The organism is Pseudomonas sp. MM211, assembly GCF_020386635.1.
Lineage (GTDB): Bacteria > Pseudomonadota > Gammaproteobacteria > Pseudomonadales > Pseudomonadaceae > Aquipseudomonas.
In genome coordinates, this window is sequence record NZ_CP081942.1 from 2127561 (window position 1) to 2152292 (window position 24732).

At 61.0% G+C, this 24732-nt stretch carries 26 protein-coding genes, 3 tRNA genes and 2 pseudogenes; 11 read left to right on the forward strand and 20 right to left on the reverse strand.

Annotated elements, in window-relative coordinates; translation table 11 throughout:
* Positions 1-147: 147 nt before the first annotated feature.
* Positions 148-336, reverse strand: a complete 189-nt coding sequence (locus K5Q02_RS09670; RefSeq protein ID WP_225838629.1) for a hypothetical protein — start codon at positions 334-336, stop codon at positions 148-150.
* Between the two features lie 585 nt (positions 337-921).
* Between K5Q02_RS09670 and K5Q02_RS09675 the strand changes: the two genes are divergently transcribed.
* From K5Q02_RS09675 to K5Q02_RS09695, 5 genes and pseudogenes are all read left to right on the forward strand, one after another.
* Entirely contained in the window at positions 922-1293 is a 372-nt protein-coding gene (locus tag K5Q02_RS09675) for an excalibur calcium-binding domain-containing protein (RefSeq protein WP_225838631.1), read from the forward strand.
* 43 nt (positions 1294-1336) lie between these two features.
* Positions 1337-1549 carry a hypothetical protein gene (locus tag K5Q02_RS09680; protein ID WP_225838641.1) on the forward strand — a complete coding sequence of 71 codons (213 nt, stop codon included), beginning with the start codon at positions 1337-1339 and terminating at the stop codon, positions 1547-1549.
* A 64-nt stretch (positions 1550-1613) separates the two neighbouring features.
* Positions 1614-1828, forward strand: a pseudogene (locus K5Q02_RS09685) (tyrosine-type recombinase/integrase); the annotation flags it as partial.
* Between the two features lie 70 nt (positions 1829-1898).
* On the forward strand, positions 1899-2144 hold the full coding sequence (locus tag K5Q02_RS09690) for a FitA-like ribbon-helix-helix domain-containing protein (protein ID WP_225838643.1): 246 nt from the start codon (positions 1899-1901) through the stop codon (positions 2142-2144).
* Positions 2141-2560, forward strand: coding sequence for a type II toxin-antitoxin system VapC family toxin (locus tag K5Q02_RS09695; RefSeq protein WP_225838645.1), 420 nt, complete (start codon positions 2141-2143; stop codon positions 2558-2560). The genes K5Q02_RS09690 and K5Q02_RS09695 overlap by 4 nt, the downstream gene beginning before the upstream one ends.
* An 83-nt stretch (positions 2561-2643) precedes the next feature.
* On the opposite strand, the gene K5Q02_RS09700 is transcribed toward K5Q02_RS09695, so the two are convergent.
* The 11 genes from K5Q02_RS09700 to K5Q02_RS09750 all read right to left on the reverse strand — a co-directional run bounded on the left by K5Q02_RS09700 (position 2644) and on the right by K5Q02_RS09750 (position 11938).
* Positions 2644-2719, reverse strand: a tRNA-Met gene (locus K5Q02_RS09700).
* 128 nt (positions 2720-2847) lie between these two features.
* On the reverse strand, positions 2848-4602 hold the full coding sequence (locus K5Q02_RS09705; protein WP_225838647.1) for a sensor domain-containing diguanylate cyclase: 1755 nt from the start codon (positions 4600-4602) through the stop codon (positions 2848-2850).
* A gap of 242 nt (positions 4603-4844) precedes the next feature.
* Complete coding sequence (gene ychF / locus K5Q02_RS09710) at positions 4845-5945, reverse strand: redox-regulated ATPase YchF (protein ID WP_225838657.1); 1101 nt, start codon at positions 5943-5945, stop codon at positions 4845-4847.
* 34 nt (positions 5946-5979) lie between these two features.
* Positions 5980-6570: an aminoacyl-tRNA hydrolase gene (gene pth / locus K5Q02_RS09715; protein ID WP_225838659.1), complete on the reverse strand. Its 591-nt coding sequence runs from the start codon at positions 6568-6570 to the stop codon at positions 5980-5982.
* Positions 6571-6623: 53 nt separating this feature from the next.
* Positions 6624-7244 (reverse strand): 50S ribosomal protein L25/general stress protein Ctc, encoded by a 621-nt coding sequence (locus tag K5Q02_RS09720; RefSeq protein ID WP_225838661.1) that lies wholly within the window; start codon positions 7242-7244, stop codon positions 6624-6626.
* Positions 7245-7352: 108 nt separating this feature from the next.
* Positions 7353-8294 carry a ribose-phosphate pyrophosphokinase gene (locus tag K5Q02_RS09725; RefSeq protein ID WP_225838663.1) on the reverse strand — a complete coding sequence of 314 codons (942 nt, stop codon included), beginning with the start codon at positions 8292-8294 and terminating at the stop codon, positions 7353-7355.
* A 42-nt stretch (positions 8295-8336) separates the two neighbouring features.
* A tRNA-Gln gene (locus tag K5Q02_RS09730) sits at positions 8337-8411 on the reverse strand.
* Positions 8412-8470: 59 nt separating this feature from the next.
* Positions 8471-8545, reverse strand: a tRNA-Gln gene (locus K5Q02_RS09735).
* Positions 8546-8570: 25 nt separating this feature from the next.
* The gene (ispE, locus tag K5Q02_RS09740; RefSeq protein WP_225838664.1) at positions 8571-9446 is read right to left on the reverse strand and encodes a 4-(cytidine 5'-diphospho)-2-C-methyl-D-erythritol kinase; all 876 of its coding nucleotides are present in this window, start codon (positions 9444-9446) and stop codon (positions 8571-8573) included.
* Between the two features lie 141 nt (positions 9447-9587).
* Positions 9588-10208, reverse strand: a complete 621-nt coding sequence (gene lolB / locus K5Q02_RS09745; protein WP_225838665.1) for a lipoprotein insertase outer membrane protein LolB — start codon at positions 10206-10208, stop codon at positions 9588-9590.
* Positions 10208-11938: a tetratricopeptide repeat protein gene (locus tag K5Q02_RS09750; RefSeq protein ID WP_225838666.1), complete on the reverse strand. Its 1731-nt coding sequence runs from the start codon at positions 11936-11938 to the stop codon at positions 10208-10210. The genes lolB and K5Q02_RS09750 overlap by 1 nt, the downstream gene beginning before the upstream one ends.
* Before the next feature lie 377 nt (positions 11939-12315).
* Here K5Q02_RS09750 and hemA point away from each other — a divergent pair, with 377 nt between their 5' ends.
* The 6 genes from hemA to K5Q02_RS09780 all read left to right on the forward strand — a co-directional run bounded on the left by hemA (position 12316) and on the right by K5Q02_RS09780 (position 17833).
* The gene (gene hemA, locus K5Q02_RS09755; RefSeq protein WP_225838668.1) at positions 12316-13596 is read left to right on the forward strand and encodes a glutamyl-tRNA reductase; all 1281 of its coding nucleotides are present in this window, start codon (positions 12316-12318) and stop codon (positions 13594-13596) included.
* Positions 13593-14675, forward strand: coding sequence for a peptide chain release factor 1 (gene prfA / locus K5Q02_RS09760; RefSeq protein WP_225838670.1), 1083 nt, complete (start codon positions 13593-13595; stop codon positions 14673-14675). The genes hemA and prfA overlap by 4 nt, the downstream gene beginning before the upstream one ends.
* Before the next feature lie 136 nt (positions 14676-14811).
* On the forward strand, positions 14812-15645 hold the full coding sequence (gene prmC, locus K5Q02_RS09765; protein WP_225838672.1) for a peptide chain release factor N(5)-glutamine methyltransferase: 834 nt from the start codon (positions 14812-14814) through the stop codon (positions 15643-15645).
* Positions 15638-16405 (forward strand): molybdopterin-synthase adenylyltransferase MoeB, encoded by a 768-nt coding sequence (locus K5Q02_RS09770; RefSeq protein WP_225838674.1) that lies wholly within the window; start codon positions 15638-15640, stop codon positions 16403-16405. Before prmC ends, K5Q02_RS09770 begins: the two co-directional genes overlap by 8 nt.
* Positions 16398-17195 (forward strand): glutamate racemase, encoded by a 798-nt coding sequence (murI, locus tag K5Q02_RS09775; RefSeq protein WP_225838676.1) that lies wholly within the window; start codon positions 16398-16400, stop codon positions 17193-17195. Before K5Q02_RS09770 ends, murI begins: the two co-directional genes overlap by 8 nt.
* Before the next feature lie 119 nt (positions 17196-17314).
* Entirely contained in the window at positions 17315-17833 is a 519-nt protein-coding gene (locus K5Q02_RS09780; protein WP_225838678.1) for an acyloxyacyl hydrolase, read from the forward strand.
* 95 nt (positions 17834-17928) lie between these two features.
* Here K5Q02_RS09780 and K5Q02_RS09785 read toward each other — a convergent pair whose 3' ends face one another.
* From K5Q02_RS09785 to phrB, 8 genes and pseudogenes are all read right to left on the reverse strand, one after another.
* Positions 17929-18246, reverse strand: a complete 318-nt coding sequence (locus K5Q02_RS09785) for a YkgJ family cysteine cluster protein (protein ID WP_225838680.1) — start codon at positions 18244-18246, stop codon at positions 17929-17931.
* A 39-nt stretch (positions 18247-18285) separates the two neighbouring features.
* Positions 18286-18789, reverse strand: a complete 504-nt coding sequence (locus K5Q02_RS09790; protein ID WP_225838681.1) for a DUF2878 domain-containing protein — start codon at positions 18787-18789, stop codon at positions 18286-18288.
* Positions 18782-20056 (reverse strand): SAM-dependent methyltransferase, encoded by a 1275-nt coding sequence (locus K5Q02_RS09795; protein ID WP_225838683.1) that lies wholly within the window; start codon positions 20054-20056, stop codon positions 18782-18784. Before K5Q02_RS09795 ends, K5Q02_RS09790 begins: the two co-directional genes overlap by 8 nt.
* Positions 20043-20840, reverse strand: a complete 798-nt coding sequence (locus K5Q02_RS09800; protein WP_225838685.1) for a DUF1365 domain-containing protein — start codon at positions 20838-20840, stop codon at positions 20043-20045. The genes K5Q02_RS09795 and K5Q02_RS09800 overlap by 14 nt, the downstream gene beginning before the upstream one ends.
* Complete coding sequence (locus K5Q02_RS09805; protein WP_225838686.1) at positions 20840-22087, reverse strand: NAD(P)/FAD-dependent oxidoreductase; 1248 nt, start codon at positions 22085-22087, stop codon at positions 20840-20842. Before K5Q02_RS09805 ends, K5Q02_RS09800 begins: the two co-directional genes overlap by 1 nt.
* Positions 22084-22856: pseudogene (locus tag K5Q02_RS09810) on the reverse strand (SDR family NAD(P)-dependent oxidoreductase). Before K5Q02_RS09810 ends, K5Q02_RS09805 begins: the two are co-directional and overlap by 4 nt.
* Positions 22853-23278, reverse strand: a complete 426-nt coding sequence (locus tag K5Q02_RS09815; RefSeq protein ID WP_225838688.1) for a nuclear transport factor 2 family protein — start codon at positions 23276-23278, stop codon at positions 22853-22855. The pseudogene K5Q02_RS09810 and the gene K5Q02_RS09815 overlap by 4 nt, the downstream one beginning before the upstream one ends.
* Complete coding sequence (gene phrB / locus K5Q02_RS09820) at positions 23275-24723, reverse strand: deoxyribodipyrimidine photo-lyase (protein ID WP_225839637.1); 1449 nt, start codon at positions 24721-24723, stop codon at positions 23275-23277. Before phrB ends, K5Q02_RS09815 begins: the two co-directional genes overlap by 4 nt.
* Between the last annotated feature and the right edge of the window lie 9 nt (positions 24724-24732).

Here is a 24732-nt window from a genome sequence, read left to right on the forward strand (position 1 = left end):
TGATATTTTTTATAAGTGTTCGTATGCATATTTTCCATGCATCGCGTCACCTCATCATCGATTAAGCTACTGGGCGTAATGCACTTTTGATAGATTGCCTCGCCTAGCGAATGGCTGTGTTCTGCTGCCATTTTTTAAATTGGGGATTTAGCTAAGGGGCTCTGCATGCATTTTTATAAGAGTCAGGAGAAAATCATAAACTAGCTCGTTCGTGCCCTTGCCTATGGCTTCAGCAGTAGGACGCATGGTGTCTTCTGCTTGTGCGGCAACTGGCTTTGATTGTTCAGCAATGTCAGGGGCTGAAAAAATTGCGAGGGCAAGCAAAAGCTTCTTCACGTGAGGTCTCCATTCCTTCGGGCGTACCAGCGTCTAGCTACTTCCTGAGTTATTGCTATCCCGCGTTTTGACCGGTCAAGTTTCGATCAGCTTCTGCATAATCTGGATCTATCTGGCCGTTTTCAGGCGCAGTCATACCAGTCCTGAGCCATAAAGAGTACTCAGGATAGCTATTTGCTATCAAGTCCAGTTCATTGGTGCGTAGGTTTGCCCGCTTGTCGTAGCGGATCGTCTTGCACCTTTCTTCCTTTAGCCCCGTAGCTTCGCCAACCTCACGGTGGCCGAAAACCGACATAAAGTGTCTAACTCGATCCTGTGTTGATTCCATAAAGATCTAAAAACTCTCCGTCGAAATATTCCACAACACAGCTGTAGTGGTATTTTTCCCCTAAATAAGGGGGCAGATTTATTTTTGGCATAGTGCCACCACGCCTTCTCCTAGTAAACCGTGAAAGGCACTACCTAGATAGGGCTAGGCATAGCGTGTTGCGCAGCCATAGATAGGATCCGGCCAACCCTGCCTGAGATAAGGTGCTGTATTCTCTACGCCGCATGAGTGGAAAAACATAGGCAAAGGAGTGCAGCATGAAGAAAATCGTCGTTTTATTGGCTCTGGGCTTTGCGGTCTGGCATTTCTATCTGAAACCGCCAAGCAGTCCGGTGATCACCAATATCGGAGCGGATGGCTCGATACTGAGCAATCCGGTGATCGAGCGGGCAGCCCCTGGTTTTTCCTTCGAGCGCTTTATGCCTACGTTTGCCTGGACGGGGACAGAAGCCCAGCCAAAGTCCCAATCACAGCCCGTCTCGACCTTTCGTTGCGACGGTCGTCAGCACTGCTCGCAGATGCGTTCCTGCGAAGAGGCGACCTACTTTTTACGTAATTGCCCAGGCACGAAGATGGATGGCAATAACGATGGCGTGCCCTGCGAGCAGCAGTGGTGTGGCTTGCGATGAAATACCCGATCCCTGAGATTATTGGCCGGGAGAGAGTCGGCAGATGAAATCGAATGGCTCTAACCCATCACTGCTTATGGTGCCGAGCGGTGTTGAGGATGGCGCTTGCATCACGGGCGAGTGCCAGCAAGACGACCCTGACCACACTGAGGACTTCCTGCTGGCCGAGATCGTTCGCGCCCGCTCAGGTGGTGAAACCATATCGGTGGATATCGATGATTTGATCGCCGAAGCCAAGGCCGCTACTCATGAGTAATCCAAACGAGGAGTTCACGTCGCCATGGCCGCATTCGCGAAACGGTTCTCTGTGCGGGTGTAGTGGTTTATACACGACGGGCCAGCTAACCCACATCCTGCGGCACACCTTCGCCAGTCATTACATGATGGGGGGAGGGGCATTCTCAGTTTGCAACGCATCCTGGGGCACTCATCCATCACGATGACTATGAGGTATGCGCACCTGTCGCCTGATCACTTAGCCTCGGCCTTTCGACTATCGCGACTGCAGCAGAGCAGCTACGCCATTGCCTTGTAAACATGTGTGCATGTCCACATGCACGCAAGTATGATAGCAATGACTGCATTGATTTCATTTGGAGGGCTCCATGGCAACTATCACTATTCGAAATCTGGATGATGACCTCAAGGCCATGCTGCGCGTTGTTGCTGCTAGCCACGGGCGTTCCATGGAGGAAGAGGCGAGATTGATCATCCGCCAAGCGTTGACCAAGCAAGACAAAAAAGGTGGTTTGGGTAGCCGCATTCATGCCCGTTTTTCTGCGGTGGGTGGTGCTGACCTCGAAGTGCCTGATCGAATCACCAAAGCCAAGGCTGCGAGCTTCGACGAATGATCCTGATAGATACCAACGTGCTGTCGGAGCTGATGAAAGCGAAGCCAGCGCTAGAGGTTCTGTCCTGGATTGATCAGCAGCCTGCAGGTGAGCTTTATATAAGCTCCATTACTGTGGCTGAAATCCTCTATGGAATTGCTCGACTGCCTGACGGTAAGCGTAAGACGGCTTTTGCTGATCTGGCGGAGTTGATGTTCGATGAGGACTTCTCTGGGCGTGTTCTGCCGTTCGATACAGATGCAGCGATTCGCTATGCCAGTTTGGCTGCAGCTAGCGAGGCGAAGGGGCGAGTGTCAGATATGGCTGATGCGCAGATCGCTGCCATTGCGGCTTTATACGATGCGCCTGTTGCTACGCGTAATGTCCGGCACTTCGATCACCTAGGGGTTCGCGTCATAAACCCTTGGGTTGATTGATCGTAGTGGACACGCCGTAGTCACTTTGTAGTGACTAGCGCGCACAAAAAAGGGCTTACCTTTCGGTAAACCCTTGTTTTGTTTGGTGGCTACGCAGGGACTTGAACCCCGACCCCAGCATTATGAATGCTATGCTCTAACCAGCTGAGCTACGTAGCCGAGTGGCGCGCATTTTCCGCATCTGCCCCTGATGTGTCAAGCCCTGAGGGCAGAATAAATTTACGCACTTTCAATTGCTTAGCCGAACGGTTGCGGTTTTTTCGTGGGCGCTCGGTGGTGGCACGGCTTCAGCCGACCTCGATACGGTTGCGGCCGTTCTTTTTGGCGCGGTAGAGGGCGGCGTCGCTGCGGCACAGGGCGGTGTCCGGGGTGGTGTCCTGGCGGTCGAGCAGGGCGATGCCGATGCTCAGGGTCAGGCGGATCTGTTGGTCGCCGATGAACAGTGGCTCGTCCTTCAGGCAGTGCTGCACGCGGCAGGCGAAGTCGCGGGCCTGGATGAGGCCGGCGCCGCTGAGTACCACGGCAAACTCTTCTCCGCCGACACGCCCGGCCAGGTCACTCTTGCGCAACTGCTCGCGCAGGATGCGGCTGAAATGGCGTAGGGCCTGGTCGCCGATCGCGTGGCCCCACTTGTCGTTGACGCGCTTGAAGTGATCCAGGTCGCACATCAGCAAGCTGGAAACGCCCACGTCGCCGCGCTGGATACGGGCCAGTTCGGTTTCCAGGTAGCCCATGAAGACTCGGCGGTTGGCCAACTGAGTGAGGCCGTCGAGGGAGGCGAATTCCTGCAGCTCGCTTTCGATGCGCTTGCGTTCGGTGATGTCGGTGACCACACCGTGCCAGAAGATGCTGCCGTCTGCTTCGCGCTGCGGCCGTGCTTCGCCCAGACGCCAGCGTAGGCCCTGGCGGGGGAGCAGCACGCGGTATTCGATGTGCCAGGTGCTGAGCTCGTGCTCCGCCTGCTTCCGGGCCTTCTGGTAGATAGCAACGTCGTCCGGGTGTACCAGCGCATGGAGGATTTCCGGGTCTTGCTGTATCTGCTCGCGGGTTACTTCGAACATGTCGTAGACGCCAGCGCTGGCATAAGTGATGTGGCCTTTGCCGTTCGGCAGGCTGCGGAACTGGAAAACCATGCCGGGCACCTGGTCGGTCAGCCGAGTGATCAGCTCGACACTGCGCTGCAGGCGCTCGGAAAGCTCGCGCAGAGCGGTGATGTCGGTGGTGGTGCCGAGCATGCGCAGGGCATTGCCTGACTCGTCACGGGTGACCACCTTGCCGCGGCTGCACACCCATTTGTAGTTGCCGTCGCGGCAACGCAGGCGGTGTTCCACCTCGTAGCTCTCGGTGTGGCCGCGCAGGTGCGCTTGCAGGGCCTGCTGCACGTAGCTGAGGTCATCGGGGTGGACGCGCTCGTAGCTGTCCGTGATGCGGTTGCTGACTTCATCTTCGGCGTAGCCGAGCAGCGCTTTCCAAGCGGTGGAGTAGTGGATCTCGCCGGTGACCACGTCGCGATCCCAGATGGCCGTACCGCTGCCCTGAATGGCCAGGGCCATGCGGCTTTCCTCGGCGAGCAGGGTTTCGCTGGCCTGGCAGGCAGCGGCTTCACGGCGAATCTGTTCGAGCAGGTTGGCGGCGCTCTCGGCGATATCGTGCAGGGACAGTAATTGCTCTTCACTGAGCCGCTGGGGCTTGGTGTCGGCCAGGTAGAACACGCCCAGGTAGCCACCCTCACTGCTGCGCAGCGGATAACCGGCGAAAAAGGCGGGCGGTGGTGCAGCCTGTGGTGCGGTGTCGAGTCGGGTGTCGGGCAGCAGCAGGGGCGAGTGGCCGAAGCTGGTTCGTATGACCAGTTCCTGCAAGTAGGTGCTGAATGTATCGGGCAGGCGCTGCTCGGGCTCTGTAGAGCCGCTGAGGAGGGTGTCGGTTGCGATCCTTGCGAGGGTTACGCCACTGAGGCGTTTTGCGAGCCGGAACAAAGCGTCGAAACGGGCTTCCGCGGGGGCGGCGTTCGACGATTCCTGCAGCTCATCGTCAGGTTTCAAGGTACTGCGCCTGCTGGTGAGGGCAGGGCCAGTATACTGCGGAGTAAATCCCCGTCGATGGCGAGTGATGGCTAAACGCCGTCATTTTACTGCCGTTCGTCTGCTTGGCAGTAATGACGTGCCTGCAGGTGCCGTGGTGGCGGGCTTTCAGGGTTTTCAGGCGGGTGCTGCAGGCTGGGGTAGGGGATGCAGAAACGACGAAGCCGCGTTTTCACGCGGCTTCGTCTGGTCACGGAGGCGGCTTAGACGTTGAAGCGGAAGTGCATCACGTCGCCGTCCTTGACGATGTATTCCTTGCCTTCCAGGCGCCATTTGCCCGCTTCCTTGGCACCGGCTTCGCCCTTGAACTGGATGAAGTCGTCATAGGCGACGACTTCGGCGCGGATGAAGCCTTTCTCGAAGTCGGTGTGGATCGCGGCAGCGGACTGCGGTGCGGTGGCGCCGACCTTGACGGTCCAGGCGCGTACTTCCTTCACGCCAGCGGTGAAGTAGGTCTGCAGGTTGAGCATCGAGTAACCGGCGCGGATCACGCGGTTCAGGCCTGGCTCGGTCATGCCCATGGTCTCGAGGAACATCTGCATTTCTTCCAGATCGTCCAGCTCGGCGATCTCGGCCTCGATCTTGTTGCACACCGGTACCACGATGGCGCCTTCGGCATCGGCGATGGCTTGCACCACGTCGAGCAGCGGGTTGTTCTCGAAGCCGTCTTCGGCGACGTTGGCGATGTACATCACCGGCTTGGTGGTCAGCAGGTGGAAGGTCTTGGCCAGACGCTTCTCGTCGTCGCCCAGGGTCTTCAGCAGGCTGCGGGCCGGCTTGGCTTCGGTGAAGTGGGGGATGAGTTTTTCCAGCAGCGCTTTCTGCGCCACGGCTTCCTTGTCGCCGCCCTTGGCGGTACGGGTGACGCGCTGCAGTTGCTTCTCGCAGCTGTCGAGGTCGGCCATGATCAGTTCGAGGTCGATGATCTCGATGTCGCGCTTGGGGTCGACGCTGTTGGCAACGTGGATGACGTTGTCGTCTTCGAAGCAGCGCACCACGTGGGCGATGGCGTCGGTCTCGCGGATGTTGGCGAGAAACTTGTTGCCCAGGCCTTCACCCTTGGACGCGCCCGCTACCAGGCCGGCGATGTCGACGAATTCCATGGTGGTGGGGATCACGCGCTCGGGCTTGACGATGGTGGCCAGGGCGTCGAGACGCGGGTCGGGCATCGGCACGATGCCGCTGTTCGGCTCGATGGTGCAGAACGGGAAGTTCTCGGCCGCGATACCGGATTTGGTGAGGGCATTGAACAGGGTGGACTTGCCGACGTTGGGTAGGCCGACGATGCCGCAATTGAATCCCATGGTGTGTCCCTCGCGCCAAAGGCGGTAGATAAAGTTAGAGAGTGGCTTTCTGGCTGTGCAGCTTGCGCATCGCTACCGTCCAGTCACCGGCGAGTATTTCCGGGAGGACGTCGAGGGCGAAGCCGATGCTGGTATCCAGCAGTTCCTGTTCGCCACGCGGAGCGCGGCCGAGCACGAAGTTGGAAACCATGCTGGCGTGCCCGGGGTGGCCGATGCCAAGCCGCAGGCGGTGGAACGTATTCTGGTTGCCGAGTTGCGCGATGATGTCGCGCAGCCCGTTATGCCCGCCGTGCCCGCCACCCTGTTTGAGTTTGGCGACGCCGGGAGGCATGTCGAGTTCGTCGTGGGCCACCAGGATTTCTTCGGGCTTGAGCTTGAAGAAATTCGCCAACGCCGCCACGGACTGGCCGCTGCGGTTCATGAAGGTGGTGGGGATGAGCAGACGAACTTCGCGACCCTGATGGACGAACTTGCCCACCAGGCCGAAATATTTGCGATCAACGCTGAGGTTGGCGCGCTGGCTGTCTGCCAGGCGCTCAACGAAAAGGGCCCCTGCATTGTGCCGGGTCTGGTCGTATTCGGGGCCCGGGTTACCCAGGCCAACGATCAGTTGTACGGCAGTCATACAGGAGCCCTTTCTTGAAGCTGGCGTGCACCTAGGTGCACAGCCCGTCGATATTACTCGGCGGTGCTTTCGCCTTCGCTGTCTTCTTCTACACGAACGCGCGGCAGGTGGATGCTGGCAACCGGCAGATCGCTACCGTGGGCCAGAGCAACCAGCTCAACGCCTTTCGGCAGTTTGATGTCGGACAGGTGAACGGTCTGATCGACTTCAACGTTGGCGATGTCGACTTCGAGGAATTCCGGCAGGTCTTTCGGCAGGCAGGAAACTTCAACTTCGTTCAGGCTGTGCAGGACTTCGCCGCCGCCTTTCTTGACGCCAACCGAGGTGGCTTCGTTGATGAAGTGCAGCGGTACGTGAGCGGTCAGTTTCTGGCCAGCTACGACGCGGATGAAGTCAGCGTGCAGAACGAAGCCTTTGGCCGGGTGGCGTTGCAGGGCTTTGATCAGGACGTTTTCTTTTTTGCCATCAACGACCAGGCTCAGCACGTGGCTGAATGCAGCTTCGTTTTCCAGCAGCTTGGCGAAATCCTTAGCGATCAGGCTGATCGACACAGGCGTTTTCGAGCCACCGTAAACAACGGCAGGAACCAGAGCGGCGTTACGACGCAGGCGGCGGCTCGCACCTTTCCCCAGGTCGGAACGCGCTTCGGCATTCACAGTAAATTCAGTAGTCATTTCACTTCTCCAAAATAACCAAACCGCCCGTTACGCTTGCGACCAGCGACGGGGCGGTTCAGTGATATGCCTGTCCAAATAGCCAGGCGTGTTCATCAGGCTGTGTTCTTAGCGGAACATCGCGCTGATAGATTCTTCATTGCTGATGCGGCGTACCGCTTCAGCGACAACCGGCGCGATGTCCAGTTGGCGAATACGTGCACAGGATTGCGCGGCGGCGGACAGCGGGATGGTGTTGGTCACCACCAGTTCGTCCAGTACCGAGTTCTCGATGTTCTCGATGGCACGGCCCGACAATACAGCGTGAGTCGCGTAAGCGAACACCTTGGCGGCACCGTGTTCCTTCAGCGCCTTGGCCGCGTGGCACAGGGTGCCGGCGGTGTCGACCATGTCGTCGACCAGGATGCAGGTACGACCTTCCACGTCACCGATGATGTGCATCACTTCGGAGTGGTTGGCTTTCTCACGACGCTTGTCGATGATCGCCAGATCTACACCCAGAGATTTGGCCACGGCACGAGCACGCACCACACCACCAATATCCGGGGAGACGATCATCAGGTTTTCGAAACGCTGATCTTCGATATCGTCCACCAGTACTGGCGAACCGTAGATGTTATCTACCGGAATATCGAAGAAGCCTTGAATCTGATCCGCGTGCAGGTCGACGGTGAGAACACGGTCGATGCCTACGACGGTCAGCATGTCGGCCACGACTTTGGCGCTGATTGCCACGCGGGCGGAACGCGGACGGCGATCCTGGCGGGCATAGCCAAAGTAGGGGATGACAGCTGTGATTCGAGTGGCTGAGGAGCGGCGGAAGGCATCGGCCATCACTACCAGTTCCATCAGGTTGTCATTGGTTGGCGCGCACGTCGGTTGAATCAGGAAGACGTCTTTACCGCGGACGTTTTCGTTGATTTCAATCATGATTTCGCCGTCGGAGAATTTTCCGACCGAAGCATCACCGAGGGGAATGTGCAGCTGACGAACGATACGTCGCGCCAGATCGGGGTTAGCGTTCCCCGTAAAGACCATCATCTTGGACACGCGCAGTACCTGTCGGCTGAGGGTAACCTGGATGAGTAAAAATGGCAGGGGCGGCTGGATTCGAACCAACGCATGCCAGGATCAAAACCTGGTGCCTTACCGCTTGGCGACGCCCCTGTATCGTGTGTGACGCAATGCTGCTCAATTCGGTATTACGAGCCACCCTTGGGTGGTTATGGCAGGGGCGGCTGGATTTGAACCAACGCATGCCAGGATCAAAACCTGGTGCCTTACCGCTTGGCGACGCCCCTGTAACGTATAACCGATGCTACGCATTCACTTCCTGACCAGTTCTTGGAGCGTGCGATGCAACATCGAAACGTTGGCACCTTGCGCAACAAAACTTGGCAATGTGGCTGGAAGTTGGCGGGCGACTTTATCAGCATCGTCCCTGTTTGGGAAGCTCCCAAACACACAAGCTCCAGTGCCGGTCAATCTCGTTGGAACAAATTTGTTCAGCAAGATCAGCGCGTTACGAACAACTGAGTAACGCTTTTCAACAACCGGCTGGCAGTCATTACGACCACCCCCCTCAAGAAGGCTGCGAACTTTAATGGGCGGCGTATCGCGTGTCAACTCAGGGTCGGAGAAAACTTCTGCTGTACTGACAAGTACTTGCGGCACAGCGACGAGAAACCAGGGTTGCGGCAGTTCGACTGGCGTGAGTTTTTCACCGACGCCTTCGGCGAATGCTGCCCGGCCGCGCACGAATACCGGTACGTCGGCACCCAGGCTCAGGCCCAGTGCTGCCAGGCGATCTTCATTCCAGTCCAGCTGCCAGAGGTGAGCAAGGCCGAGCAGGGTGGTTGCGGCATCCGAACTGCCGCCGCCTATGCCGCCGCCCATGGGTAGGCGTTTATCCAGCCAGATATCCGCACCCAGGTGCGTGCCGCTCTGTTCCTGTAACTGCCGCGCAGCCCGCACGATCAGGTTGCTGTCGTGGGGCACGCCAGCAATCTCGGTGTGCAGACGAATGACACCATCTTCACGCAGGCTGAAGCCGAGCTCGTCACCATGGTCGAGGAACTGAAACAGGGTCTGCAGTTCGTGATAACCGTCTGCACGGCGGCCAAGGATGTGCAGCATCAGATTTAGCTTGGCCGGAGCCGGCAGAATCAGTTCGGCGTGAACAGGGATGGCGTCGGTCGTCATTGGGCGATGGCTGGCGAGAGGGGATGAGAGATTACCGCAGGCTACGGTTGCGGCCAAATACCGCACCCAGCTGTAGGAGCCGGCTTGCCGGCGATCAGCAGCGCGCGATACACGAATGCATCGCACGCTGACTGGAATGGGTTACTGACCGAGCTGGCGCGGTTGCCAGTCCTTGATCACCAGGGTCACCTGAATATCGTGGCCTTCGAGGCGCAGGCGCTCGGGCAGCCAGTAGCCGTTCTGCTCGGCGTAGCTCGTGTAGCTTACTTCCCAACCGTCCTGGCTCAGTTGTGCCAGGCGGCTGTCGCCGTCCAGGGTCAGGCGGCTTTTGCTGTCCGGAGCGGGCAGGCCACGAATCCACCACAGCAGGTGGGAGACCGGCAGGTTGAGGCCCAGTTGCTGTTGCAGGAGCTCTTCCGGCGATTCGGCCTGGTAGCGGCCCTGGTTGGCGACTTCCAGCTGTACGTCGCCAGAGCGCCCGGTGAGGCGTGCGGCGCCACGACCGAGAGGGCCGGACAGGCGAATGTCGGCGTAGTCCTGGCGTTGCAGCCAGAACAGCGTGCCGCTGCCGGAATCACGGGGGGCGCGGATGCCGACCTTGCCGTTGATCTGCCAGCCGTCGAGGGTGCTGATCTGTTGCTTGTGCGCCTGCCAGCGCGCCGGGTCGCCGAGGCCCTGTTCCACCGCTTCACGGGTGGACAGGCCGGAGCAGCCAGCGAGCAGGGTTACCAGGGCGAGTGCGAGTAGGGGGCGAAACTGCATCAAGGCCTCTCTGATCCGGTCAGGCGCAGCACGGTGCTGCGCAGAATTTCACTGTCGGGCTGTTCCTTCAGCGCGTCGCGCCAGATCTTTCTGGCCTCGCGCTGCTTGTCTTGAGCCCACAGTGCTTCGCCCAAGTGGGCGGCTACTTCGTGATCCGGGTAGCGTTCGAACGCCTGGCGCAGCCACTTTTCCGCTTCGGCCAGGTTGCCCAGGCGGAAGTTGGCCCAGCCCAGGCTGTCGAGAATCGCCGGATCTTCAGGGTTGAGGTCGTGAGCCTGCTGAATCAGCTTCAGGCCTTCCTGGTGGCGATTCGTGCGGTCGACCAGGGTGTAGCCGAGGGCGTTGAGCGCCATGGCGTTGTCCGGCTCACGGTCGAGAATGGTGCGCAGATCCTGTTCCAACTGCTTCAGGTCGTTGCGCGGCTCGGCCAGCATGGCGCGGGTGTAGAGCAGGTTGAGGTCACCCGGGTATTGCGCCAGTGCCTGCTGGATCAGCGCCCAGGCCTTGTCGGACTGGTTCTGCTTGGACAGCGACTCGGCTTCGATCAGGTACAGCTGCAGCGCATAGTCCGGCTCGCTGTCGCGTGCTTCGGCCAGGTGCTTGGACGCTTCGGCGCCGCGGCCGTTGGCGACCAGCAGATCGGTCATGCGTGCCTGTGCTGGCAGGTAATCGTTGCCGCCGCCGACCATGGAATAGGCGAGCAGGGCTTCGTCCACTTCGCCCAGGGCTTCATGAGCACGCCCCAGGTTGTACTGTGCCGGGTCGACGTGGGCGTCGCGCGCGACCAGTTCTTCCAGGTAAACGATGGCTTCACGCCAGGCTTCGGCTTCCAGGCAGACCAGCGCCAGGGAGAAGCGCAGGTCATCGTCTTCGGGGAATTGCTGCAGCAGCGAAGAAAACTCGCTGCGCGCTTCGTCCATACGGCCTAGCTCGACCAGTTGGCGGGCATAGGTGAGGCGCAGACGCTTGTCGTTGGGGTTCTGCTCCATGCCTTTCTTGAGCAGCGGCAGGGCTTCTTCGCCGCGACCCAGGCTCTGCAGCAGGCGCGCACGCAGTAGCAGGGGAGCCGACTGGTCATGCTTGGCATTGCTATTTTCGAGCAGTTTCAAGGCTTCTTCGGGGCGGTCGTCCTGCTGCAGGAGGAGCGCTTTGCCGAACAGCAGTTGGCCGTCGTTCGGGTACTTGCCGAGCAGGCGGTCGAAGCTCTGTAGCAGGCCGGCACGGGTGTCCGGATCGGAGTCCGCCGCTGACAGGGCGAGGAAGTCGAAATGGGTGTTGCCCTGACGCTGCAGCACACGCTCCATGTACGACATGGATTCGTCATAGCGCCCGGCGCGCGCCAGCTGCACGGCAGCAGCGCGCTGCGCGTCCACATTGCTGGGGGCGTTCTTGGCCCAGACCAGCGAAAGATCCAGTGCCTCTTCGTCAGCCCCCAGGTATTCGGCGATACGGAAGCCGCGCTCGGCGACACCTGCATCCTGAGTCGAATTGGCCTGCTGGACGTAATTGTTCAGGGCGATGTCGAAGCGATTTCTCTGTCCCGCCAACTCGGCGGTGAGCAGTGCCAGCATGGTTTCCTGGCTGAACGAGCCGTACGCCTTGGGCGCCTCGGCCTGCGCTTCATTGCCCGGTTCTTCCACGGGCACGTTACCGTCCGGAGCGGACGGCGAAAAAGTCTGGCAACCACCCAAAAAGGCAAGGGCGGTCAGCAACGCGATGGGTCTATTCATAGAGGAAATGCGACTAACCTGCGGTTTTGGCCATCATGACACAAGCCGTTGGGCAAGCCCATGGGCAGGCTGTGTGTCCTGGCGATGTGAGGTTGGACTGCCGAACACGGGCAGTGTTGCATCGGATCAGCGGCGCTCCCTCGCAGGGCCCTGTTCGCACCCGCTGGTGAGATGATCCATGGCATTCGTTCACGGCTTATATAGGCCAATCCTGCTCGCTGGGCTCCAGCCGGCATGCCATGTGTGAGTGTCGGGCTGAGTAATTCTCATTGCCTGCGATCGAGGTTCGCTATCGTCGCCATGCGGTGGGCAATGGTTGTCCTACCTCGACCGAAGTAGGACAATTGGCGGCTTCCACCCCCCTGTCAGCGACGTGCATGGCCTTTATCGCCCTCGGTATCAACCACAAGACCGCTTCGGTGGACGTCCGCGAGCGCGTGGCTTTTACCCCGGAGCAGCTGGTAGAGGCGCTGCAGCTGCTTTGCCGAAATACGCCAAGCCGTGAGGCGGCAATTCTGTCGACCTGCAACCGCAGTGAGTTGTATCTGGAACAGGATGGTTCGGGCGTCGAGGCAGTGCTCGGCTGGCTGGCCGATTATCACCATTTGAGCGTCGATGAGCTGCGTGCCTGCTCATACGTCCATGAAGACGATGCGGCAGTTCGTCACATGATGCGCGTGGCCTCCGGCCTCGATTCCATGGTGCTGGGCGAACCGCAGATTCTCGGCCAGATGAAGTCCGCCTTCGCTGTGGCCCGCGAAGCCGGCACCCTCGGCCCGCTGCTCGGGCGTTTGTTTCAGGCCACCTTCAGTACCGCCAAGCAGGTGCGTACCGACACCGCCATCGGCGAGAACCCGGTATCGGTGGCGTTCGCTGCCGTGAGCCTGGCCAAGCAGATTTTCTCCGACCTGCATCGCAGCCAGGCGCTGCTGATCGGCGCGGGGGAGACCATCAGCCTGGTCGCCCGTCACCTTCACGATCAGGGGATCAAGCGAATCGTCGTGGCCAACCGTACCCTCGAACGCGCCAGCAGCCTGGCCGAACAGTTCGGCGCCCATGCCGTGCTGCTTTCCGATATTCCTCAGGAGCTGGCGCACAGCGATATCGTCATCAGCTCCACCGCCAGCCAGTTGCCGATTCTCGGCAAGGGCGCGGTGGAAAGTGCCCTGAAGCAGCGCAAGCACAAGCCGATCTTCATGGTCGACATCGCTGTACCGCGGGACATCGAACCTCAGGTCGGTGAGCTGGACGACGTCTATCTGTATACCGTCGACGACTTGCACGAAGTCATCGAGGAAAACCTCAAGAGCCGCCAGGGCGCTGCCCAGGCCGCCGAGGAGCTGGTCGCCGTCGGTGCTGACGATTTCATGGTGCGCCTGCGCGAGCTGGCCGCGGTGGATGTGTTGCGCGCCTACCGGCAGCAGGCCGAGCGTCTGCGTGACGATGAACTGGCCCGCGCCCAGCGCATGCTCGCCAATGGCGCCGCTGCCGAAGACGTGCTGGCGCAGCTGGCCCGTGGCCTGACCAACAAGTTGTTGCACGCACCCAGCGTACAATTGAAAAAATTCTCCGCCGACGGGCGCGCCGATGCGCTTGGCGTGGCCCAGGAACTCTTCGCCCTTGAAGAAGGCGCGTCGTCCAACAAAGGCATGCAATGAAAGCTTCGCTGATCAATAAGCTCGACGTATTGCACGATCGCTTCGAAGAAGTCACGGCGCTGCTCGGTGATGCCGAAGTGATTGGCAACCAGAACCAGTTCCGCGCCTATTCCAAGGAATACGCCGAGATCGAACCGGTGATCATGGCGTTCCGCGAGTTCCGCAGGGTGCAGGCTGATCTGGAGGGTGCCCAGGCGTTGCTCAAGGACAGCGACCCGGACATGCGCGAAATGGCCGAGGAAGAAGTCGACACCGCCAAGGCTCGCCTCCTCGAACTGGAAGACAGCCTGCAGCGCATGCTGCTGCCCAAAGACCCCAACGACGGTCGCAACGTGTTCCTCGAAGTGCGTGCCGGCACCGGCGGCGACGAAGCGGCGATCTTCTCCGGTGACCTGTTCCGCATGTACTCGCGCTATGCCGAGAAGCAGGGCTGGCGCGTCGAGGTGCTGTCGGCCAACGAAGGCGAGCACGGCGGCTTCAAGGAAGTGATCGCCCGGGTCGAGGGCGACAATGTGTTCGCCAAGCTCAAGTTCGAATCCGGCGCGCACCGTGTGCAGCGTGTCCCGGAAACCGAATCCCAGGGCCGCATCCATACCTCGGCTTGCACCGTGGCAGTGTTGCCCGAGCCGGATGAACAGATGGCCATCGAGATCAACCCGGCCGATCTGCGCGTCGACACCTACCGCTCTTCGGGCGCCGGTGGTCAACACGTCAACACCACCGATTCGGCGATCCGCATCACTCACATTCCCACCGGTACGGTGGTCGAGTGTCAGGAAGAGCGTTCGCAGCACAAGAACCGCGCCAAGGCCATGGCCTGGCTGTCGGCCAAGCTCAAGGATCAGCAGGACGCCGCCGCGCACAAGGAAATCTCCGACACGCGCAAGCTGCTGGTCGGTTCCGGTGACCGCTCCGAGCGTATCCGTACCTACAATTTCCCCCAGGGCCGAGTCACCGATCACCGCATCAATCTGACCCTGTATTCGCTCAATGAAGTAATCGCCGGTGGCGTCGACGCAGTGATCGAACCGCTGCTCGCCGAGTACCAGGCCGACCAGCTGGCCGCGCTCGGCGATTGATCCTGGCCGGGTTAAGGAAGGATGTCGTGGACGGTGCGTACTGTGATCGATAAATCTCCTGTAGGAGCCGGCTTGCCGGCGATCATCGCGCGAACGACTTCGCTGGCAAGCAAGCTTCCACCAAAGGCGGTGTGTCATGGCTTCCATTGAGTCTTTATTGAATGCCGCTGAGCTACCGGACTCGCCCAGCGCCCGTGTGGATGCCGAGCTGTTGCTCGCCCACGCTCTCGGCAAGCCGCGCAGCTATCTGCGCACCTGGGCGGATCGTGAGGTCGAGGCCGACGCGGCTGCACGATTCGCCGCCAGCCTGGTGCGCCGCCGTGACGGTGAGCCGGTGGCTTATATTCTCGGCCGGCAGGGCTTCTGGAGCCTGGATCTGGACGTCGCGCCGCATACCCTGATTCCACGCCCGGATACCGAACTGTTGGTGGAAACCACGCTGGCGCTGTTGCCTGGCGGCCCGGCACGGGTGCTCGACCTGGGCACCGGCACCGGCGCCATCGCCCTGGCTCTGGCCAGCGAGCGTCCGGCCTGGCAGGTGACCGGAGTCGATCGGGTCGACAAGGCCGTGGCGTTGGCGGAAGGTAATCGCGCGCGCCTGGGTCTGCACAACGCCGCGTTCGCCTCCAGCCACTGGTTCGACGGGCTGGGCGGCGAGCGTTATGCATTGATCGTCAGCAATCCCCCTTATATCGCCAATGACGACCGTCATCTGGGCGAGGGCGATGTGCGTTTCGAGCCGAACAGCGCACTGGTATCGGGCATCGATGGGCTGGACGATATCCGTTCGATCATCGAGCAGGCGCCGGCGCATCTGATGGCCCCCGGCTGGTTGCTGCTCGAACATGGCTTCGATCAGGCCGAGGCGGTGCGTGAGCTGCTTGGCAATCGCGGATTCACCGAGGTTCACAGCCGCCGCGATCTGGCCAATCATGAACGCATCAGCCTGGGGCGGTGGCCGCATGAATGAACACTTGAGTGACGAAGAGCTGCTGCGCTACAGCCGGCAGATCCTGCTGTCGCAGGTCGATATCGACGGCCAACTGCGGCTCAAGAGCAGCCGCGTGCTGATCGTCGGCCTCGGTGGGCTCGGTTCGCCGGTGGCGCTGTATCTGGCGGCGGCCGGGGTCGGTGAGCTGCACCTGGCGGACTTCGACAGCGTCGACCTGAGCAACCTGCAACGGCAGATCGCCCACGACACCGCCAGCATCGGCCAGAGCAAGGTGGATTCGGCGTTGGCGCGGCTGGCGGCGATCAACCCCGGCATTCAGCTACGTGCCCACCGCCAGGCGCTGGATGCGGACTCCCTCGCAGCGGCGGTGACGGCGGTCGATCTGGTGCTCGATTGCTCGGACAACTTCACCACCCGCGAGGCGGTGAACGCGACCTGTGTTGCCGCCCGCAGGCCGCTGGTCAGTGGCGCCGCGATCCGCCTGGAAGGGCAGTTGTCGGTGTTCGACCCGCGACGTGCCGACAGCCCCTGTTATCACTGTCTGTATGGCCATGGCAGCGAAGCCGAGCTGACCTGCAGCGAAGCCGGTGTGGCTGGCCCGTTGGTGGGTATGGTCGGCAGCCTGCAGGCACTGGAAGCCCTGAAGTTGCTAGCCGGTTTCGGTGAGCCGCTGGTGGGGCGGCTGCTGCTGATCGATGCCTTTGGCTCGCGCTTTCGCGAACTGCGGGTCAAGCGCGATCCGGGGTGTGCGGTCTGTGCAGGCAACAGCCATGAGTGAAGCGCCCATCGGGGTCTTCGATTCCGGTGTCGGCGGCCTCACCGTGCTGCGTGAGATCCGCACCCTGCTGCCGCACGAGTCGCTGCTGTATGTCGCCGATAGCGGTCATGTGCCCTATGGCGAAAAGAGCGCCGAGTACATCCGCGAGCGCTGCCGGGTCATCGCCGAGTTCCTGCTGGCCCGCGATGCCAAGGCGCTGGTGCTGGCCTGCAATACCGCCACCGTGGCTGGTGTCGCCGAGCTGCGTGGGCTTTATCCACAACTGCCCATTGTCGCCATGGAGCCTGCGGTCAAACCGGCGGCGGCTGCAACGCGCTCTGGCGTGGTCGGTGTGCTGGCGACGACCGGCACGCTGAAAAGCGCACGCTTCGCCGCGCTGCTCGATCAGTTCGCCAGCGATGTGCGGGTGGTCACCCAGCCGTGTCCGGGCCTGGTGGAGTTGATCGAGGCGGGCGAGCTGGATGATCCACGGCTGCACGAGCTGCTGCGGGGCTATGTCGATCCGCTGCTCGCCGAGGGCTGCGACACGCTGATTCTCGGCTGCACCCATTACCCCTTTCTCAAGCCTTTACTGAGCCAGTGGCTGGGCCCGTCGATCAGCCTGATCGATACCGGCGCCGCCGTGGCCCGGCAATTGCAGCGCTTGCTGAGCGAGCGGCGCATGCTGGCGGTTGGCCCGGCAGCGCCAGAGCAGTTCTGGTGCAGCGGTGATCCATCGGTCATGCAAAGAGTCATGCCGCGGCTATGGGGTAGCGCCGAGCAGGTGAGTGATTTTCCCCAAACGCGTTAATGGGCCATTGGCCATTAAATATTTTTAGAACAAATGGAACTTAGCTCAACTCTGTAACTATAGTTTTCCCGTGCCTCACTTAAAACAATCCGTGATCCCTATAAAAAAGGATGTTTCCAATGAAGAAGCTGGTTGGCTTGGCCGCTGCAGTTGCGTTGTCTCTTGGCTCGGTAACCGCCGTTCAGGCCGCAGGTGTGACCTTTTCCGTGGGTCAATCCGGTGATTCCACCATGGTTTACCGTCTTGGTGCTCAGTTCGATTTCAACAGCCGCTGGTTCGAAAGCAGCGTCGGCCATCTGAGCGGTTACTGGGATGCGGGTTACACCTATTGGGAGGGGGACGACACCTCTACCAACCACAGCATTTCCTTCGCGCCGGTATTCGTTTACGAATTCGCCGGGCAGAACGTCAAGCCCTACCTGGAAGCCGGTATCGGTGTCGCGGCGTTCTCCAACACCCAGCTCGAGTCCAACGACCTGGGTTCTTCGTTCCAGTTCGAAGACCGCATTGGTGCGGGTCTGCGTTTCGCGGGTGGTCACGAAGTCGGGATTCGTGCGATTCACTATTCCAACGCCGGCATTAAAAGCCCCAACGATGGTGTCGAGGCTTATACGGTGCACTATCGTTTGAATTTCTAAACGTGAATCACCGTTAAACCCTGCATGCTGAACCGGGCCTCGCGCCCGGTTTTTTATGCGCGCAATAAGTGCGTGGCTGAGCCGTGCAAGCGCGTTCAGCGATAGGCATTGATGATGCCGCGGCGTTCTTCCAGGCACTCGGGGGCGCCCATTTCATACTCGCGGCAAAGCAGTGGGCGCACCGAGTAGATCGTGCAGCGCATGGTGTCGCGATCCAGTGCTGCGCACCAACCGTCATCCAGCCGGAGCATCACCTCGCCGCCCCACTCATCGTTGTCGATGAAGCGCTGTGGTACGCCGGTATCGGTGATCAGTATCACTTCCAGCTGGCAGCAGCAGGCCGCACAGGTGCTACAGCTGACCTCGGTGCTTTCGGGAATCTGCGTATGGGGGATGTAGTCGTCGGTGCTCATTGCGCTAGTTTACGCCAGGTGTGGCTGTACCGAGTGGATTCAAGCTGGGCGGTTGTCCGCGGCGTAGAGCCTGGCAAAGCCGTGCAGCGTCGGCAGTACTGCCGCCCAGATTAGCGCCAGCACGGCCAGGGTGATGGTGGTGCCGTAAGGAAAACTCACCCCGCTCAGGGTGGCGCCCGCGTAGTAAGAGAGTGGCGCGAAGCCGGCGCCGAGCAGGCTGGCGCGCCACCAGGGCTGCGCTGTCCAGGCCAGGCAGTGGCATAGCGTGGTGCCGAGCAGCAGCCACAGCAGCGCGAGCCACAGGGGAATGAGCAGGCGAGTTTCGCCGAAATCGAAGATCCCGAGCTGCAGTAGAAAACTGTCCACTGCACTGCCCATCAGAAACACGCTCACCAGCAACTTGCCTTCGCGCTGCCAACTGCCGATGTAAAACAGGTGCACCAGCATGATCACCGCCACCAACCACAACCAGGGGCCGCCGCCGAGTACACAGGCGAACCAGCCGATTTGAAAGAGGATGGCGTTGAGCAGGTTTTTAGGCACCGAATCGTCCAAGCAGCGGTTGCGGGCGCGCTGCCGGTTTGGCCAGCAGCAGTTGAGCGGTGCCGATGGTGCGCTCGATAAAGCCGCCTTCGCAATAGCAGAGGTAAAACTCCCACAGCCGGAAGAAGAATTCGTCGTACCCCAGGTGCTCCAGTTTGTGTCGCGCCTGCAGCAGATTCTCGTGCCATAAGCGCAAGGTGCGGGCGTAGTGCAGGCCGAAGTCTTCCATGTGGTGCAGGTTCAGATCTGTCTTGTTAGTGACGATCTGCAACATGGTGTGCAGCGATGGCAGGGCACCACCGGGGAATATGTAGCGCTGGATGAAGTCGACGCTGCGTTTCGTCTGCTGGTAGCGCTGGTCGCGAATGGTGATGGCCTGCAGCAGCATCAAGCCGTTGGGCTTTAGCAGGCTGGCGCATTTGTCGAAGTAGGTGGGCAGAAAGCGGTGGCCGACTGCCTCGATCATCTCGATCGACACCAGCTTGTCGAACTGCCCGCTAAGATCGCGGTAATCCTCCAGCAACAGGGTGATGCGATCCTGCAAGCCCTGCTCGGCGATACGTTGCGCAGTGTGGGCGTGCTGCTCGCGCGACAGTGTTGTGGTGGTCACACGGCAGCCGTACTGCTGTGCGGCGTAGATTGCCATGCTGCCCCAACCGGTACCGATCTCTAGCAGATGGTCATCGGCGCTCAGCGCCAGTTTCTGGCAAATGCGCTCCAGCTTGTTCAACTGAGCCTGTTCCAGGCTGTCGTCTGCACTCTGGAACTGGGCGGCGGAGTACATCATGGTCGGGTCGAGAAACTGCTCGAACAGGCTATTGCCCAGGTCGTAATGAGCGGCAATGTTGTCACGCGAGCCTTGGCGGGTGTTGCGGTTGAGCCAGTGCAGGCCGTGCAGCAGGGGGCGACCGAGGCGTGCCAGGCCGCCTTCCATGGCGTCGAGCAGGTCGAGGTTGCTGGCGAATATGCGAATCACAGCAGTCAGATCCGGGCTACTCCAGTACCCGTGGATATACGCCTCGCCGGCACCGATCGAGCCATTGCTGGCGACCATGCCCCAGATCGCACTGTCGTGCACATCGATATGCGCGCTCATGCTGGCGTGCGAATCGCCGAACTGCAGGTGTTCGCCATTCTCGGTGATCAGCAGCGAACCGTGGCGCAGGCCGCGTAACTGGCGAAGTACCGCACCGCGCAAGAGGCTGGCGCCGATACCCGCGCTGGCGCGCACCGACCGTTTGGCGCTGGTCAGATCAGGGCTTTTCATGGTGCACGTCCTCGACTGGCTGGGCTATCTGGAAGTCGCCGTTGGCAGCCTGGTGATTGAACAGGGGGATTCGTTTGAGCAGCAGGCGCAAGGCCTGCCAATAGATGGCTGCCAGGGTCTTGCCGGTCATCCACGGAAAACTCACCAGGTAGCGGTGTACGGCTGCGCGGTGCAGGGGTTGGCGGTGCAGATTCAGGGTGGCGTCGAATAGTTTTTCCTCAGACTGCCAGTCCGCCATGTGAATGCCCAACCGTTCGCCTACCGGGCTGAACGCCATGCGGTATTCGAGATTGCGGGGCAGAAACGGCGAAACGTGGAACGCCTTGTCGACGCGCACCCGCTGATGACCCTCACCCGAGACCGGCAGCACATAGTGGTAGCGCTCGTGCCACGGTGTGTTGCGTACCTCGACGAGGATCGCCGCTAGCCTGCCGGCTTCATCGTGGCAGTAGAAGAAACTCGCCGGGTTGAACGCCAGGCCCCAGCCACGAGGCTGGGCGAGAAGGTAGATCGCCCCGTTCGGACGTTTACCCAAGGCCTTTTCCACAAGGTGGCGTACGGCTTCGATCAGGCGTACGCCCTGGTCAATGTGCCCCGGTAGGAAGTCGCGTTCGCGCAGGGAAAATGGTGCCCAGCGGCTGTGACCGGAGAGTGGCGACAGGGATAGCACCTGATCCAGTTCGTCCAGATCCAGGTACAGCAGGCCCATGCGATAGCGAAACTGGTGCGCGCGCGGCGAGAAGCGCCGGTGCTGCACCCAGCCGCTGTACAGCGCGCTATTCATCAGAGGCTCTCGCCGAATGCGCTAGCCACGCGCAGCGCGCTGACCACGCCGTCCTCGTGGAAGCCGTTGGCCCAGTAAGCGCCACAGAAATAGCTGTGCTGGCTGTCCTGCAATTCTTCCCAGCGTGCTTGTGCGGCGATGCCGGCGATGCTGTATTGCGGGTGGGCGTAACTGTAGCGGGCGAGAATCGTGCTCGGGTCGATAGCTTCGGTCTGGTTGAGGCTGACGCAGAACGTGGTGTCGCTGGCGATGCCTTGCAGAATGTTCATGTCGTACGTCACCGCTGCCGGCCGCTGTTCGCTGCCGCCCAGCCGGTAGTTCCAGCTGGCCCAGGCCAAGCGGCGCTTGGGCAGCAGGCGGGTATCGGTGTGCAGCACCACGTCGTTGGTGGAGTAGGGCAGATCACCGAGGATCGCCTGCTCGGCTGCGCTGGGTTGTGCCAGCAACGCCAGCGCCTGGTCGCTGTGGCAGGCGAAGATCACCTTGTCGAAGCGCTCCACACCAGCGCTGCTGTGCAAGGTCACTCCCTCGCTGTCGCGCTCCACTCGCTGCACGGGGCAATTGAGGCGGATGCGTTCTTTGAAGGATGCGCTGAGCGGTGCCACGTAGCTGCTCGAGCCGCCTTCAACCACGCACCACTGCGGCCGGTCACTGACTGAAAGCAGGCCGTGGTTCTTGAAGAAACGTACGAAGAACTGCAAGGGGAAAGCTTGCATATCGCTCAGCGAGGTCGACCAGATGGCAGCGCCCATCGGCACGATGTAGTGATGGATGAAGCGTTGGCTGTAGCCGCCGCGTTTCAGGTAATCGCCCAGCGTGGTGTCTGGCGCCAGACGATTGTGTTGCAGGTCGTCGAGGGCGGCGCGGTTAAAGCGCAGGATGTCACGCACCATGCCGATGAACGCTGGCGAGAGTAGATTGCGGCGCTGGGCGAACAGGGTGTTGAGGTTGTTGCCGTTGTATTCGACGCCGCTGACCGGATCGCTCACCGAGAAGCTCATCTCGGTGGCTTTGTAGCCGACGCCCAACTGGTTGAGCAGGCGAATGAAATTGGGGTACGTCCAGTCGTTGAAGACAATGAAGCCGGTATCGATCGCGTAGGGCTTGCCCGCTACTTCGACATTCACGGTGTGAGTGTGCCCGCCGACCCAGTCGCTGGCCTCGAACACACTGATGTCGTGACGGCGCGCGAGCAAGTACGCGCTGGTGAGGCCGGAGATACCGCTGCCGATGATGGCAATCTTCATGAAGCGTCCTTGTCGTCAGTGCGGGCCAGGCGTTTGCCCAGTGCCAGTTGCAGGCGTGCGGGCAGCCGGCCAAGCAGACACAGAGCGGCGATGAACGGGCCTGGAAAGGCAATCTCCAGAGGCCGTGCGTTAAGTTTGTCAGCGATGTGGTTGGCGGCTTTGTTGACGACCAGCGCATGGGCATGGGAAAGTCGTTGTTCTCGGTCAGCGGTGTATCGACGAAGCCAGGGCTGACCACGGTGACGGCAATGCCTTCGTGGGCAAGATCCACGCGCAGGGACTCGAGCAGATAACGCAGCGCTGCTTTGGACGCCCCATAGGCACCCGCACGTGGCAGTGGCAGGTAGGTGACCGCACTGGCGACGCCAACTAGATGCGCCGACTTCGCCTGGCGCAGCAGCGGCAGCGCCGCGACGATGCAGTGGCTGGCTGAGAACAGGTTGGCGCGCATCACGCGCTCGACCATGTCCGCCTCGAAATGACTGGCGTCGATGTATTCACAGGTGCCGGCGTTGAGAATCGCGCAGTCGAGGGCGCCCCACTGTTCGGTAAGGCGCTCGGCAATGGCGTTGACCTCGGCGGCTTCGCTGAGGTCGCCCGGCAGTACCAGTACCTGGCCGGGGAAGCGCTCGGCCAGTACCTGCAGTGGCTCTTCCCGGCGCGCGCTCAGGGCCAGATGATGGCCATCGCGCAGCAGGCGCTCGGCCAGGGCGTTGCCGATGCCGCTGCTGGCGCCGGTCAGCCAGATGCGTTTGCTGAAGGCGCTCATGCCAGCCTGCCTTTCAGCCAGCGAATGACCGAGCCGAATACAGGCAGGTGTTCGTAAAGCAGGTTGCCGGCGTCGAAGAAATCGCGATGGCTGTATACGCGACCATCGCGCCAGCGCAGGTGGGAGCAGCCGGGTACGCAGATCTCCTCACCCCCACTGAGGCGCGGATGGCGATAGCGCATCGTCCAGCGCAAATAGCCCTCACCCTCGGCAACCTGGTCATAACCCTGAAAGTCGAAGTGCAGTTCGCGAACGTTGGCGTACAGCTGCTCGAAGTAGCGCCGCAGATCGGCCAACCCATGAATCTCATGCAGCGGGTCGCGAAACTGAATGTCGTCGCTGTACAGCTCGCCGAGACGATCCAGGTTGTGCTTGTCCAGGGCGGCGAAGCCACTGGCGAAACGCTGCAGAAATTCGCTCATGAGGGCTCGCTTGCCGAGGGCAGATTCTTGAACGCATCCAGGGCACGTTGGCGGCTGGCGCGCAGATCGACGATGGGCAGTGGGTAGTCCGGGCTGCTGCCGAACAGACCCTTCTGCCCCTTGCTACCGGCGTGCGGGTCGTGAATCGCCTTGTCGCTGAGCTTGGCCAGTTCCGGCAGCCAGTGGCGGATGAAGCGGCCATCCGGATCGAAACGCTGGGACTGGCTGACCGGATTGAAGATGCGGAAGTAGGGCACCGAGTCGGTGCCGGTCGACGCGCTCCACTGCCAGCCACCGTTGTTGGCGGCGAGGTCGCCGTCGATCAGGTGGCGCATGAAGAAGCGCTCGCCCTCGCGCCAGTCGATCAGCAGGTTCTTGGTCAGGAACATCGCCACCACCATGCGCAGGCGGTTGTGCATCCAGCCGGTTTCCAGCAACTGGCGCATCGCCGCGTCGATGATCGGGATGCCGGTGCGGCCTTCCTGCCACGCCTGTAGTTCCTTGCCAGCATTGCGCCACGGCAGGGCTTCGGTGTCTGGGCGGAAGGCGCGGTGCATGGATACCCGTGGATAGCCGACCAGAATATGGGTGTAGAACTCTCGCCAGATCAGCTCGTTGACCCAGGTGACGGCGCCCTGATTGCCGCTTTCGAACTCACCCTGATTGATGTTCAGCGCCGTGTGCAGGCACTGACGTGGCGATACCACGCCCGCCGCCAGATAGGCGGAAAGCTGGCTGGTGCCGGGGCGCGCGGGAAAGTCGCGGTTGTCGTGATAATCCTCGATCCATTCATCAGCGAAGCGCTGCAGCCGTTCGCGAGCGACCTGCTCGCCGGCCGGCCAGGTATCGCGCAGCGCCTGGCTTGGCGTTTCGAAGCCGGCGACGTTGCTCGGCACCTGATCGGCGTCGATCTTCAGCTTGGCTTGCGCCTTTGGCAGTGCCACCAGAGGCGGCAGCGCGCTGTGCAGGCGCTGATAGCAGACACCACGGAACTGGCTGTAAACCTTGAAGTAGGTGCCCGTGCGAGTCAGCACGCTGCCGGGCTTGAACAGCAGGCGGTCGAGGTGGCTGTTGAAGTTGACGCCACGTTCGTCCAGTGCGGCGGCGACATCACGGTCGCGGCGGGTTTCGTTGACGCCGTACTCATCGTTGGCGTGCACTGCAGTGGCTTCCAGTTCCTGGGCCAGCTTGGCGAGCACCCTGGGCGCTGCGCTCCATTCATCGGCCTCGCGAATCAGCAGCGGCACGTTGAGGCGCTGCAGTTCCACACTCAATTCGGCCAGGTTGCGCAGCCAGAAATCCACCTTGCTCGGTGCATCGTCGTGCTGGCGCCACTGAGCCGGGCTGAGCAGGAATACGGCGACGGTAGGCCCGGCCTGCATGGCCGCAGCCAGCGCGCTGTTATCGGTGACGCGCAGGTCGGTTCGAAACCACATCAGTTGCAACATGAGTCG

Bases quoted from the DNA above. Each gene is read 5' to 3' on its own strand.
- K5Q02_RS09675 (WP_225838631.1), top strand. From the start codon at position 922: ATGAAGAAAATCGTCGTTTTATTGGCTCTGGGCTTTGCGGTCTGGCAT.
- K5Q02_RS09680 (WP_225838641.1), top strand. From the start codon at position 1,337: ATGAAATCGAATGGCTCTAACCCATCACTGCTTATGGTGCCGAGCGGT.
- K5Q02_RS09690 (WP_225838643.1), top strand. From the start codon at position 1,899: ATGGCAACTATCACTATTCGAAATCTGGATGATGACCTCAAGGCCATG.
- K5Q02_RS09695 (WP_225838645.1), top strand. From the start codon at position 2,141: ATGATCCTGATAGATACCAACGTGCTGTCGGAGCTGATGAAAGCGAAG.
- ychF (WP_225838657.1), bottom strand. From the start codon at position 5,945: ATGGGATTCAATTGCGGCATCGTCGGCCTACCCAACGTCGGCAAGTCC.
- pth (WP_225838659.1), bottom strand. From the start codon at position 6,570: ATGACTGCCGTACAACTGATCGTTGGCCTGGGTAACCCGGGCCCCGAA.
- K5Q02_RS09720 (WP_225838661.1), bottom strand. From the start codon at position 7,244: ATGACTACTGAATTTACTGTGAATGCCGAAGCGCGTTCCGACCTGGGG.
- ispE (WP_225838664.1), bottom strand. From the start codon at position 9,446: ATGACGACCGACGCCATCCCTGTTCACGCCGAACTGATTCTGCCGGCT.
- lolB (WP_225838665.1), bottom strand. From the start codon at position 10,208: ATGCAGTTTCGCCCCCTACTCGCACTCGCCCTGGTAACCCTGCTCGCT.
- K5Q02_RS09750 (WP_225838666.1), bottom strand. From the start codon at position 11,938: ATGAATAGACCCATCGCGTTGCTGACCGCCCTTGCCTTTTTGGGTGGT.
- hemA (WP_225838668.1), top strand. From the start codon at position 12,316: ATGGCCTTTATCGCCCTCGGTATCAACCACAAGACCGCTTCGGTGGAC.
- prfA (WP_225838670.1), top strand. From the start codon at position 13,593: ATGAAAGCTTCGCTGATCAATAAGCTCGACGTATTGCACGATCGCTTC.
- prmC (WP_225838672.1), top strand. From the start codon at position 14,812: ATGGCTTCCATTGAGTCTTTATTGAATGCCGCTGAGCTACCGGACTCG.
- K5Q02_RS09770 (WP_225838674.1), top strand. From the start codon at position 15,638: ATGAATGAACACTTGAGTGACGAAGAGCTGCTGCGCTACAGCCGGCAG.
- murI (WP_225838676.1), top strand. From the start codon at position 16,398: ATGAGTGAAGCGCCCATCGGGGTCTTCGATTCCGGTGTCGGCGGCCTC.
- K5Q02_RS09780 (WP_225838678.1), top strand. From the start codon at position 17,315: ATGAAGAAGCTGGTTGGCTTGGCCGCTGCAGTTGCGTTGTCTCTTGGC.
- K5Q02_RS09785 (WP_225838680.1), bottom strand. From the start codon at position 18,246: ATGAGCACCGACGACTACATCCCCCATACGCAGATTCCCGAAAGCACC.
- K5Q02_RS09795 (WP_225838683.1), bottom strand. From the start codon at position 20,056: ATGAAAAGCCCTGATCTGACCAGCGCCAAACGGTCGGTGCGCGCCAGC.
- K5Q02_RS09800 (WP_225838685.1), bottom strand. From the start codon at position 20,840: ATGAATAGCGCGCTGTACAGCGGCTGGGTGCAGCACCGGCGCTTCTCG.
- K5Q02_RS09805 (WP_225838686.1), bottom strand. From the start codon at position 22,087: ATGAAGATTGCCATCATCGGCAGCGGTATCTCCGGCCTCACCAGCGCG.
- K5Q02_RS09815 (WP_225838688.1), bottom strand. From the start codon at position 23,278: ATGAGCGAATTTCTGCAGCGTTTCGCCAGTGGCTTCGCCGCCCTGGAC.